The sequence below is a fragment of the Biformimicrobium ophioploci genome (genome assembly GCF_030270605.1).
GTDB classification, from domain to species: Bacteria; Pseudomonadota; Gammaproteobacteria; order Pseudomonadales; family Cellvibrionaceae; genus Biformimicrobium; species Biformimicrobium ophioploci.
Genome location: NZ_BSYJ01000002.1, coordinates 1 through 12,095, shown reverse-complemented (window position 1 = coordinate 12,095; position 12,095 = coordinate 1). Strand labels below are relative to the sequence as shown.

The following is a 12,095-nucleotide window of genomic DNA, read 5'->3' as shown; positions in this document are numbered from 1 at the left end:
TTTATACCGGAGTATTGTATGCCCTTAACCGCTGACCGCAAAAAGGCTTTACGCGGAATCGGCCATAACCTCAAGCCAGTGGTGACTGTCGCCGGCAACGGCCTGACCGAAGGCGTGCTGGAAGAGCTCAACCGTGCGCTGGACGACCACGAACTGATCAAGGTGAAAATCGCGCTGACCGAGCGGGATGTACGCCAGCAAGTGATCGAGGAAATGTGCGCCCAGACCGGAGCCGAGCTGGTTCAGATCATTGGCAAGATTGCGCTGATCTTCCGCAAGGCCCAGGAACCCAACACCAAACTGTCCAACCTGCTGCGCTAAGCCGCGGCAGTACGCCCCGCAGACTGCGGGGCGATTACCTTCCCAGAACAACTTTTCCCTATCCGTGCCATGCCCGCCGGCGATACCCCGCCAGCGCCAGCAGCATCAACAGCAGATACCCGATAGGACCACCCCCACCGCCGCCAGAGCCAGAGCCAGAGCCAGAGCTACCGGATGATGTGCCGCTGTTACTGCTCGCTGCGGTTACGGTCACGGACTGCTGTACCTGCGCCACACCGCCGGAACCATCGCTGACCTGCAGCTGGACGGTATAGGTACCCGCACTGGCATAGGTGTGCTGTGGTGACTTGTCACTGCTGCTGCCATTGTCGCCAAAGTCCCAGGAGTAGGTGTAGCTGCCGTCGCCGCCGCTGGGCTGCGCATCAAAATCCACCGTGAGATCGCTCACGCTGGTGGATATCGATGCCTGCACTGCGGGCGCCGCCCCCTGCACCCGAACTTCTACGGTGCCACTGCTGCTGTCACCGGCCTGGCTCAGGACCTCGATCTCCAGACCGTGTTCCGGCAGGACCAGACCGGACTGTGGCTGCGTCGGGCTCGAGTAGTCGTCCTCATCGCGGAACAGGCTATTGCCGTTGGTGCTGCTATCGCCCCAGCTGGTTGAGTGGGAATAAAGACTGAACGGTGCATCCTTGACCTGCGCCTCTGACGGCTCAGTGCCGATCATGATCTGGTCAGCATCCACCACGCCCACAAAGCCGAAACCCGGGTGCGCATCGACATTGTTATCGCTGTAGTTTTCGTTGCCGAACCAGAGCAGCATACCGTGCTCGTAACCCTCGTCCTCAAGGCCGGAGTCGACACCGTTATGGCTACGCATCTGGACCCAGTAATTCTGGGCTTCGCCCTCTATCGCGCCAGTGCGAGTGAAGCCGTCGAGCGTGGCGGTGCCGGCGGTTTCGGCATCATCCGACCAAAGTACATTGTCGCCCTGAACAATTTCGATCTTATCTACAACGAAACCGTAGCCGCCAACGTAAGCGTCAGTAACGTATTCAATCGTTACATCTGGTATAGAATGATCGTTTTCAGGCCACATTCCAAATTCCAACAACACCCACCCCTCAGGCCCGGTCGACTCCGGTATATCAGCTGATCTACCGCTTATGTACTCATATACATTCCCGTAGTCTTCCCAATGCTCATCTCGTAATGGATTGAAATCTCTGGTGTACTTCCCATACAGCGCTACACCCGCCACCTTTATTTGGACATAATCCCAGTCCTCTTCTATATCCCAGTGTGCCCACATACGTAATTGCAACACTGGCTCGTCTGGAGCAACTGAAATACCCGGCGTGAATACCAGGCTATTGTTCATCAAATCGCCGGCGCCAGAGTAATACTGATACTCACCTTCCCAGGGAGAATATTGCTGTGCCGGCAAATCAATACGCAGCTGATTAACCGTGCCTACATCATGGTTTGATGCCTCTACCAGCTGGTAGGCACGACCAACATTCTTCACATCATCCAGGTACAGCGTGACCTGGTTGACCCAGTTGCCGCCATAGACGTTCTGCAGGAACTCGCGGGCCAGCGCACTGAAACCGGCAGGCTCGGAGCCAGCCAGGCTACCGGCCCAGCCGCCGCTCGCCATCAACGACCAGTAACCGACAGGCGCACCGATAGTGGAGAAGTCGGTATCGTATTCATCGTCCAGGCCCAGGTCGTGACCGAACTCGTGCACCACCACCCCGATCGCCGCATCGATTGGCTGAATGGTGTAACCGAAAACCTTTACCCCGCTGTCATCCACCGAGGCACCAGCGAGATCCGGGTCGCTCTGCCAGTTGACAAAAAAGCGATGCGACCAGATGGCGTCACCGCCCAGGGTGCCGCCGCCGGCTTCCTCCCCGATGCTGGAATGGAAAATATTGATGTGGTCGATAAAGCCGTCCGGCTCCTCGATATTGCCGTCGCCGTCCAGGTCGTAGGGATCTTCCAGGTCGTAGTCGGCCAGGTCGATATTGTTCGCTGCCACCGCCTTGCGCACAGCCTCGACCACCAGCGCTGGCACATCACTGTCATTCTCATCCTCACCAATATTGCGGCCGTAGTACCAGGCGTTTTGATCTGCCGTCACCCAGCCATAGGTCTGCCCCTCGAAACTGAAACTGCCGCCGGACTCCCTTTCAAAATACTGGTGTGCAGACTGTAATATTTGCCCGTTTGGGCCGGAGTAACCGGAGCCACTGAACTGCATCTGCTGGTAGTGGTTCACCGGGTAACTGCCGTAATACATATCTGTATCCAGCTGGGTCAGGCCGTTATCGTCATGGGGCAAGTCGGGAAAGTCGATCAATACGGACAACACCTTGACGGTCTTGCCCTCCTCCCCGACAGCATTGTTTTTTAATATCCGTTGCGCACCGCTTTTCACGGCCCTATTAGTTGGCAACGCCGGCTGCATCAGCAGGTTGGATGTACTGGCCCGACTCGCGTAGCGCTGGAATGCCTGGTCGCGCTGCTCCCGCGTCGCATGCACCGGAAGGTCTCCGCGCTTCTCCAACCAGTAGAGAATACGCTCGCGATTGATCACGCCCGGGTCTTTCGGGCTCGTCTTCAGTTCCAGCGGCTCGGCAATTGCCACACTGGTAAAAGCGGGTATCAGCAGCCCTGCGCAGACCGCGGCGATTGCTCTATTCATTTTTATTTTTCCCAAACAAAAAAACGCGCCTCTAGAGGCGCGCTTCCATTTTATGCAAGCTGCAGAAGCTTTCCTATTACATGCTGCAGGCTGTCCTTGGCGTCGCCGAACAGCATCCGCGCGTTCTCCTTGATGAACAGCGGATTGGCAACCCCGGCATAGCCGGACGCCATGGAACGTTTCAGCACAACGACTTTCTTCGCCCGCCAGACTTCCAGAACCGGCATACCGGCAATCGGCGAGTTCGGTTTCTCCACCGCATCCGGGTTCACCGTATCATTCGCGCCGATAACAAGCACCAGGTCCGTCTCCGGGAAATCATCATTGATTTCGTCCATTTCCATCACGATATCATATGGCACATCGGCTTCCGCCAGCAGTACATTCATATGCCCGGGCAGGCGACCCGCCACCGGGTGAATACCGAAGCGCACGGTCTTGCCCTGTTTACGCAGGGTTTCCGTGAGTTCGCTGACGGCTTGCTGCGCGTGCGCAACCGCCATACCGAAGCCCGGCACGATGATGATGTTTTTCGCCATGTCGAGATCGTCAGCCAGCTCCTCGAACGAAGTCGCTACAGCTTCCCCGCCCTCGCCGTCGTCATCGGCCACTGCGCCGCTATCGGTGCCGAAGCCACCGAGGATCACGCTGATGAAAGAGCGGTTCATGCCCTTACACATGATGTAACTGAGGATGGCACCGGAAGAACCCACCAGCGCGCCCGTGACAATCAACAGGTCGTTGCTCAACATGAAGCCGGTCGCGGCCGCGGCCCAACCCGAGTAGCTGTTGAGCATCGACACCACCACCGGCATATCCGCGCCGCCGATGGCCGCAACCAGGTGGATACCCACCAGCAGTGCAATACCGGTCATGATCAACAGGTAAAACGTGCTGGACGCACTGATGTCACCCGGCACGAACAATACGCCCAGGAATATTGTCAGCAGTATCGCAATCAGGTTGAGGCCATGCCGGAATGGCAGCATCAGCGGCCGCCCGGAAATCGAACCCTGCAGTTTGCCGAATGCGACCAGTGAACCGGTCAGGGTAATGGCACCGATGAAGATCCCGAGGTAGATCTCGGTATTGTGGATCGTATGCGCCGCGCCCTCCAGCTGCTCCGCGGGAGACAGGTAGCCGCCCCAGCCGATCAGCACGGCCGCAAGACCAACAAAGCTGTGCAGCAGCGCAACCAGCTGCGGCATCGCGGTCATTTCAACCCGCTTGGCGAACACGAAGCCAATCGCCGCACCCACGCCCATCGCAATGGCAATCAGCCCGTAGGCTTCCGCTTTGACGCTGAGGATCGTGGCCACAATTGCAATGGCCATACCCGTTATGCCGTAGGCATTGCCCCTGCGCGCCGTTTCGTGGCTACTGAGCCCGCTCAGGCTCAGGATGAAAAAGATGGCCGCCAACAGGTAGGCCATAGAAATTACACCGTTCATCATATTTCTCCCTGGCCTATCGACGGAACATTTTCAGCATGCGGTGAGTTACCAGGAACCCGCCGGCGATATTGATGGTCGCCACCAGTACCGCGATAAATGCCAGCACCGTCACCAGCGTGCTGCTGTCACCACCCAGCTGCAGAAGGGCACCCACAACCACAATACCGGAAATGGCATTGGTCACACTCATCAACGGGGTGTGCAGCGCGTGGGTCACATTCCAGATCACCTGCCAGCCAACAAAGACGGCCAGCACGAACACAGTGAAGTGCGCGATGAAATCTGCCGGCGCTACCTTACCAAGGCCCAGCAACGCTGCGCCTGCCACTGCCCAGTAGGTAATCAGGGCAAATGCGCTGGTCGGCTTCTTCTCTTTCTTTTCTACCGCGGCGACCTGAGTCTCTTCTCCGGCTGCAGGCTTGGCGGGCTGCGCACTCAGCTTGGGCGCCGGTGGTGGCCAGGTAATCTCACCCTGCTCGTCGCCGGCGAGTACCACGGTCGCACCGCGGATGACCTCATCCTCGAAATCAATGTTGACCTGGCCATCCTTTTCAGGACTCAGTTCACTCATCAAGTGATAAAGGTTGGTGGCGTACAGCGTCGAGGCCTGGGTGGCTGCACGGCTGGGAAGGTTGGTGTAACCGATAATGGTGACACCCTCTCGCACGACTTTTTCATCCTTTTCGGTGAAGTCGCAGTTGCCCCCGTTTTCCGCGGCCAGGTCCACCACTACAGAACCTTCCTTCATGGTCTCTACCATGTCCGCAAGCCACAGCTTGGGCGCGGGGCGGCCCGGAATCAGCGCCGTGGTGATCACGATGTCCACTTCCTCGGCCTGCTCGCGGAACAGCGCCATTTCAGCATCGATAAAGGCCTGCGACATTTCCTTGGCGTAGCCGCCGGTGCCGGAGCCCTCTTCCTCGATCTCCACCGTGAGGAACTCGGCCCCCATGGACTCTACCTGCTCTTTAACCTCGGCGCGGGTATCAAATGCGCGCACGATGGCACCCATGCCCTTGGCGGTACCGATTGCAGCGAGGCCTGCGACACCAGCGCCAATCACCAGCACCTTGGCCGGCGGCACCTTGCCCGCAGCCGTGATCTGGCCGGTGAAAAAACGACCAAAGGAGTGCGCTGCCTCGATGACCGCGCGGTAGCCGGCAATATTCGCCATGGAGCTGAGGGCGTCCATTTTTTGCGCGCGGGAGATCCGCGGTACGGACTCCATGGCCAGGGCGTTGATATTCTTCTCCGCCAGCGTCTTGAGCAGCGCTTCACTCTGGCCCGGCTTCATAAAGGAAATCAGGGTCGCGCGCGGTGGAATCAGCTCGATCTCTTCGGTGGAAGGCGCCTGAACCTTGAGTACGATATCGGCGCCGGTGAAGCAGCCCGCCGCATCTGCTGCGATCTGCGCTCCTGCCTGTTCGTAGTCGCTGTCGCGGAAGCTCGCGGCCTCCCCTGCTCCAGCCTGAATCCGGACTTCGAAGCCCAGTGACTTCAGTTTGTCGACACTCGCCGGCGTAGCCGCTACACGCGCTTCACCTGCCGCTGTCTCTGCGGGTATTGCAATAATCACCGCTATAACCTCCCCTGTTGTATATAAGCAAGCCGGTCACGAAATAAGCAGCCCCCGTTACATCCTTGAGAACCTTGTGGTCCGGCTTTCCGGATCATGGCAGCAATCCACGCCAGATTCAAAGCATGCTGGCGCCAAAATCTGCACAGAGTGGCGTTTTTTTCTGCATCCAATTTCACGCATTAATGCCGTCCGGATTTCAATCACTTTTTGTCGCGTAAACACCCATGCTGCGGCGCTCAAAATTTACCCAAAAGATTAAAAAAAGAACAACCTCAAACTGAACAACCTGACAGTCATTAATATTTTTCCAGTGGCGCCTGGGTCCGCTTGCGGATACAAATTTCAAACTTTAATATCCGCGGCCCTTTCGGATACTATGTCGATCGGCACCACAATATCTTGTGGTATAAATACAAGAAAAGCTTCAAGGAACACTACGCTCTCATGTCATCAAGCAAGACCGCCGCAGCTTCCAAAACCACGGAAAGTAAGCCAAAAGCCCGCATTGACGTGGCTTTCCAAGACGCATCCCTCGACATCTGGGATAAGAAATACCGTTTGCAGGACCGCAACGGCAAAGCGGTGGACGCGGACATGGACGCCACCTACCAGCGCGTCGCAGAAGCGCTGGCCGAAGTGGAAGCGCCTGAAAAGCGCGCACACTGGGAGAAAGAATTCGTCAAGGCGCTGCGCAATGGCGCCATCCCTGCCGGCCGCATTATTTCCAACGCCGGCGCAGGCGATTATAAACCCGCCACATCGACCATTAACTGCACAGTATCTGGTTCCGTCGATGATTCCATGGACGGCATCCTGGAGAAGGTTCATGAAGCTGGCCTGACCCTGAAAGCCGGCTGTGGTATCGGCTACGAGTTCTCCACCCTGCGCCCGCGCGGTGCCTACGTAAGCGGCGCCGGTGCCCGCACCAGCGGCCCGCTGTCGTTCATGGATATCTACGACAAGATGTGCTTCACCGTCTCCTCGGCTGGCGGTCGCCGCGGTGCGCAGATGGCCACGTTCGATGTGCACCACCCGGACGTGATGGAATTCATCCGCGCCAAGCGTGAGGACGGCCGTCTGCGCCAGTTCAACCTGTCCCTGCTGATCACCGATGACTTCATGCAGGCCGTGCAGGCGGGCGCCGACTGGACCCTGTCTTTCCCGATGACCGAAAAGGAAGTCGAGAGCGACGAAGTTGACCTGAAAGACGCCAAGCAGGTGGTCTGGCGCTACCTGCCAGACAGCAGCCGCTACTACACCAACAAGAAAGGTGAAGCTGCGTGCCGTATCTACAAGACCATCAAGGCACAGAAACTGTGGAATGCCATCATGGCCTCCACCTACGACTTTGCCGAGCCGGGCTTCATCCTGATCGACCAGGTCAACCAGGAAAACAACAACTGGTTCTGCGAGGATATTCGCGCGACCAACCCGTGTGGCGAGCAGCCCCTGCCGCCCTACGGCGCCTGCCTGCTGGGCTCCGTCAACCTGACCAAGTTCGTGCGTGACCCGTTCACCGAAGAGGCGACCTTTGACTGGGACAGCTTCCGCGAGACCGTCGGCATCTTCACCCGCATGCTGGACAATGTGGTGGAGATCAACGGCCTGCCGCTGGAAGAGCAACGCAACGAGATATTCCGCAAGCGCCGCCATGGCATGGGCTTCCTGGGTCTGGGCTCCACCCTGACCATGCTGCAGATGAAGTACGGTTCAGAGAACTCCCTCGCGTTCACCGAGCAGGTCAGCCGCGAGCTGGCAATGACCGGCTGGCGCACCGGCCTGGAATTGGCCGAAGAGAAGGGCCCAGCACCGATCATGGACGAGGAGTTCACGGTGACCGCGGACATGTTGCGTGTACGCCCGGAGATGGCGAAGGACGGCATCAAGGCCGGCGACAAGCTGCCGGGCAAGGTGCTGTTTGCTAAGTACAGCCGCTACATGCAGCGTGTGGCGAAAGAGGACAAGGCGCTGGCGGAAAAGTTGGCCGAGAAAGGCTGCCGCTTTACCCACCACAGCTCCATCGCGCCGACAGGTACTATTTCCCTGTCCCTGGCCAACAACGCCAGTAACGGTATCGAGCCGAGCTTTGCGCACCACTACAGCCGCAACGTGATCCGTGCCGGCAAGAAGAGTAAGGAGAAGGTCGACGTCTTTTCCTATGAGCTGCTTGCCTACCGTGCACTGGTAAGCAACAAGGCCATGCCATACAGCGAAGACCCGGACGCAGCACTGCCGGAGTACTTCATCACTGCAGATGACATCACGCCCAAGGAGCACGTTGATATCCAGGCGGCGGCGCAGACCTGGATCGACTCCTCGATCTCCAAGACTGCAAACGTGCCAACAGATTTCCCCTACGAGGAATTCAAGGATATCTACCTGTACGCCTACGAGAAGAAACTGAAGGGCTGCACCACCTTCCGCTTCAATCCGGAGGCCTTCCAGGGTGTGCTGGTCAAGGACAGTGACCTGGAAAAGACCACTTACGAGTTCACTCTGGACGACGGCACCACTGTGCGCCTGAAAGGCAATGAAGAGGTGGAATACGACGGCGAGATCCACACCGCTGCAAACCTCTTCGACGCACTGAAAGAAGGCTACTACGGCAAGCTGTAAGCGCTATACAGAATTTTGGGGAAAGGAATAATGGCAACTAAGATTGAAAAGAAAATCGTGGGCTTCAAGGTTCGCGACGAAGAGGCAGACAAGCCGTCGGAAGCGGCCGCACAGCCTGTAGCCACACAGCCTGCAGAGGGTACCGAGGCACCCGCGGCGATGGCTGAGGTCATCCATATGCACGAAAGCGTAGAACGTCCTGAGATGCTGCTCGGTTCTACCTACAAGATCAAGACACCGCTGTCCGAGCACGCGCTCTATGTCACCATCAATGACATCATCCTCAACGAGGGTACCGAGCACGAAGTGCGCCGTCCGTTTGAGATCTTCATCAACTCCAAGAACATGGACCAGTTCCAGTGGATCGTGGCCCTGACCCGGGTTATTTCCGCGGTATTCCGCAAGGGCGGTGACATTACCTTCCTGGTGGAAGAGCTGAAAGCAGTATTCGATCCGCAGGGCGGCTACTTCAAGTCCGGCGGCCGTTTCATGCCGTCCCTGGTCGCTGAAATCGGCGAAGCCATCGAGTCGCACATGCGCATGATTGGCCTGCTGGTAGACCCGGAGATGGAAGCCCACCAGAAGGAAATCCTGGACCAGAAGCGCAAGGAGTTTGAATCGCAGCAGGAGAAGAAGGCTTCCGCCAGCTCACATGCAGAATTCCCGCCGGGCGCGCAACTGTGCAAGAAGTGCAATACCACTGCGCTGATCCAGATGGATGGCTGCCTGACCTGCCTGAACTGCGGCGACAGCAAATGCGGTTAAGCATCTGAACGCTGGGCTTTACGAAGGCGACTCCCATGAGTCGCCTTTTTTATTGCCCGTCATTTTTTGGTAGTGGGCGGCCTACACTTGGGCTATGAAAGTTCACTACTATGTTGCCGCCAGTGTCGATGGCTTTATCGCGGACGCCGAGGGTGGGGTGGGCTGGCTGGACGAGTTGGCGATTCCGCTCTCGGAAACCGGCTTCCACGAATTTTTCGCCTCTGTAGATGGCGTCATCATGGGCCGCAAGACCTACGACCAGATTCGCGAATTCGGCCAATGGCCTTATGGAGACAGGCCAACCTGGGTCTGCGCGAGCGGGGAGGTTACCGGGCATGCGGGCTGCGCACTGCAACTGGAGCACACTCCCGAGGAGGCAGTGAGTGCCGCGAGGCGCTCTGGCATTGGCTATTTATGGGTGGTCGGTGGCGGAGTCCTCGCTTCTGCCTTACTGGAAAGAAACCTGCTTACGGATCTCAGCCTGTGCCAGATGCCGGTATTGCTCGGCTCCGGTATACCGCTCTTCGCGCCACTAGACAGAACAATACCCTTCGAGCTGAAAAGCGCCACAGTAATCGACGCAGGCGCCGCACTCACACACTATGAGATAAAGCCCGGCTAGCGGATCCAAACAAAAAACCGGGCCGCAAGGCCCGGTTTTCCATTCAACGTTGCAGCAAAGTCGCTACTTGTAGTTCGGCGTGTAAGGCGCCATTTTCGGCCCCATGTGGAAGTGCCAGCGCACGCCGACCTCAAACTGCCAGTTCTCGTTATCGACCTCGAACAGCGCTGGTACCAGGCTGTCACTGCCAGTGCGAATCACCATCTCATCAGATTCCCGCCAGCGCACTCCACCGAAAATACTCAGCTGGTCGCTACAGAAATAGTTGAGACCGAGCATTGCCTGCCACGCATAACCATCGTCGTCGTCATCGAGGATATCGATGCTCGATGGGCTATAGTCTGCATCCAGCCACGCCCAACCCAGACCTACACCGACATAGGGTGCCCACTGGTCGTCCCAGCCGTCAAAGTCGTAATAGGCGTTGACGAAGAAGTAATCTGTCGTGAATTCGCCACCACCATCGGCGACCAGATCCCCGACCGTCACGCCCAGATTCTCCTCGGCGTCGCTGATCAGGATGGCGGCATCCTCAGAATCGATTGCGATTCCCGCTATAGTGACACCACTATGCGAGTCCACATCGTTCTCTGTGTAGGCGTACTCCAGCTCAAACCTGGCCGAGTTCGCGCGCCAGCCCAACGCAAGATTTACACCCCAGCCACTATCGACATCGGTATCCCAGCGCAAATTCGTACCGGGCCCCAGGACCACGCCGGCCGGCACTTCAGTGCCCGGGCCGGTGACGAACTCATCCGTCAGCCAGCCAACACTGCCAGTGTCATCCATATCGTTGTAAGCAGCAGAACCACTTACATAGAGGCTACTATCGGCCAATACCTGCGACGATGCGAACGCACCCAATGCAAGGCCCAAAAAAACTGTCCGTTTCATCATTGGTATACACCTATCCCTAGAACATACGTCTAAATAATAGGTGAGCAATCGAAACAGGTATTTAAAGCGCATCCTACAAAGGCAAAAAAGCGCTGAAATGGCATCAATTTTGAGGAATCACCGCGTTTCGCAAATCGCGTTGTAAATTAGCCGGTGCACGCAGTGGTGTCCCCCCGCTACAGCGCAGTACCTCAGGGAATACCGAAGCGCTCCGCGAGCCTGTCGACCCTGTCTTTGTCGGCCTTGCGCTTGCTGCACTTCACCTTGAAGTCCTGATAGACAACAAAGTCGATATCATTGGTGACCAGTGCTCGCCGCTCGGCACAGTAATCTCCCCTCCGGATAAACGTGCCCTGCGCAGTCATCTCTTCGATATCCCCACTGTCTGCAGGCAAACTTCGTGTGGATTGTGCACGCTGGATCCGTTCCCTCAGGCGAGGATCAAATACAGTGCCGTTGATTTTGGCATCGGAAGCGCCCGCGTCACTCGCATCTTCTTTAGAAATCGAGGGCTTTGGCGCTAGCGCAGCTCCGGGCGCGGGTATCGCCGTATGGATCTGGCGACTAGCAGCAGCTTCGGGCGCCGGGCTCTGTACTTCTGGCTCCCTCCAGGCAGAAGAAAGTACCGGGCTGATGTCAGGGGCAAGTTTGGAGTCAATTTCCGGATCAGCATTAGTAGGTGATTTCGGATCGAGGTTCGGTTCTGTCACTGACGCGAAACGCAAAGTGACATTCAGGCGGGCACTGTCAGGGCCAGGCATCGATGGGTAATCACCTAACTGCAGGTCTTTCATCAGGTAAAAGACCGCCAGGTGCAGCACGAGAGCAGCGCTGATCGGCCAGAAGAATCTCTGTGCAATTCCGACTCGCTCCATCCCTGCGCACATTCCATTGTTCAGTTGCGTACTGAGGGTAGACCCGAGCTGCGGAGAAAGGTTCGTAAGGGGGCTGAACTACTGATGACCTACTCTGAGCTGCCGCTACGCGGCATCCGCCAGCTGAGGAACCTGACTAACCAGCGTAGCTGGTTTGGGCGCCGGAGCTTACGACGGCGGGGCGCAGCCCCGAGCGAAGCGAGCCACCATGACCCTGGCTGCGTAGCAGCCGTCATCGGAAGGTTTATATGAAAAAAGCCCAGCCGCGTTAGCGACTGGGCTTTTGGAATATAAA

Annotated in this window: 9 protein-coding genes; 4 read left to right on the top strand and 5 right to left on the bottom strand. The window is 57.5% G+C overall.

Going from position 1 to position 12,095, the window contains the following annotated elements; all coding sequences use genetic code 11:
* The first annotated feature begins 18 nt into the window (after positions 1–18).
* A complete protein-coding gene (gene yhbY, locus QSJ80_RS03545) occupies positions 19–321 on the top strand; it encodes a ribosome assembly RNA-binding protein YhbY (RefSeq protein ID WP_285762906.1) in 303 nt (100 codons plus the stop codon).
* Between the two features lie 58 nt (positions 322–379).
* Here yhbY and QSJ80_RS03540 read toward each other — a convergent pair whose 3' ends face one another.
* From QSJ80_RS03540 to QSJ80_RS03530, 3 genes are read right to left on the bottom strand one after another with little or no spacing between them, the layout of a single operon-like run.
* Positions 380–2,992, bottom strand: a complete 2,613-nt coding sequence (locus QSJ80_RS03540; RefSeq protein ID WP_285762904.1) for an immune inhibitor A domain-containing protein — start codon at positions 2,990–2,992, stop codon at positions 380–382.
* A 50-nt stretch (positions 2,993–3,042) separates the two neighbouring features.
* Positions 3,043–4,443, bottom strand: coding sequence for a Re/Si-specific NAD(P)(+) transhydrogenase subunit beta (pntB, locus tag QSJ80_RS03535; RefSeq protein ID WP_285763642.1), 1,401 nt, complete (start codon positions 4,441–4,443; stop codon positions 3,043–3,045).
* Between the two features lie 16 nt (positions 4,444–4,459).
* Complete coding sequence (locus tag QSJ80_RS03530) at positions 4,460–6,022, bottom strand: Re/Si-specific NAD(P)(+) transhydrogenase subunit alpha (RefSeq protein WP_285762903.1); 1,563 nt, start codon at positions 6,020–6,022, stop codon at positions 4,460–4,462.
* Positions 6,023–6,469: 447 nt separating this feature from the next.
* Here QSJ80_RS03530 and QSJ80_RS03525 point away from each other — a divergent pair, with 447 nt between their 5' ends.
* The 3 genes from QSJ80_RS03525 to QSJ80_RS03515 all read left to right on the top strand — a co-directional run bounded on the left by QSJ80_RS03525 (position 6,470) and on the right by QSJ80_RS03515 (position 10,028).
* Positions 6,470–8,641: an adenosylcobalamin-dependent ribonucleoside-diphosphate reductase gene (locus QSJ80_RS03525; RefSeq protein ID WP_285762902.1), complete on the top strand. Its 2,172-nt coding sequence runs from the start codon at positions 6,470–6,472 to the stop codon at positions 8,639–8,641.
* 30 nt (positions 8,642–8,671) lie between these two features.
* Positions 8,672–9,406, top strand: coding sequence for a TSCPD domain-containing protein (locus tag QSJ80_RS03520; RefSeq protein WP_285762901.1), 735 nt, complete (start codon positions 8,672–8,674; stop codon positions 9,404–9,406).
* Positions 9,407–9,500: 94 nt separating this feature from the next.
* Positions 9,501–10,028 (top strand): dihydrofolate reductase family protein, encoded by a 528-nt coding sequence (locus QSJ80_RS03515; protein ID WP_285762900.1) that lies wholly within the window; start codon positions 9,501–9,503, stop codon positions 10,026–10,028.
* Between the two features lie 63 nt (positions 10,029–10,091).
* Here QSJ80_RS03515 and QSJ80_RS03510 read toward each other — a convergent pair whose 3' ends face one another.
* Both QSJ80_RS03510 and QSJ80_RS03505 read right to left on the bottom strand, forming a co-directional pair.
* Positions 10,092–10,925, bottom strand: coding sequence for an outer membrane protein (locus QSJ80_RS03510; RefSeq protein ID WP_285762899.1), 834 nt, complete (start codon positions 10,923–10,925; stop codon positions 10,092–10,094).
* Positions 10,926–11,116: 191 nt separating this feature from the next.
* Positions 11,117–11,800: a hypothetical protein gene (locus QSJ80_RS03505; RefSeq protein ID WP_285762898.1), complete on the bottom strand. Its 684-nt coding sequence runs from the start codon at positions 11,798–11,800 to the stop codon at positions 11,117–11,119.
* Between the last annotated feature and the right edge of the window lie 295 nt (positions 11,801–12,095).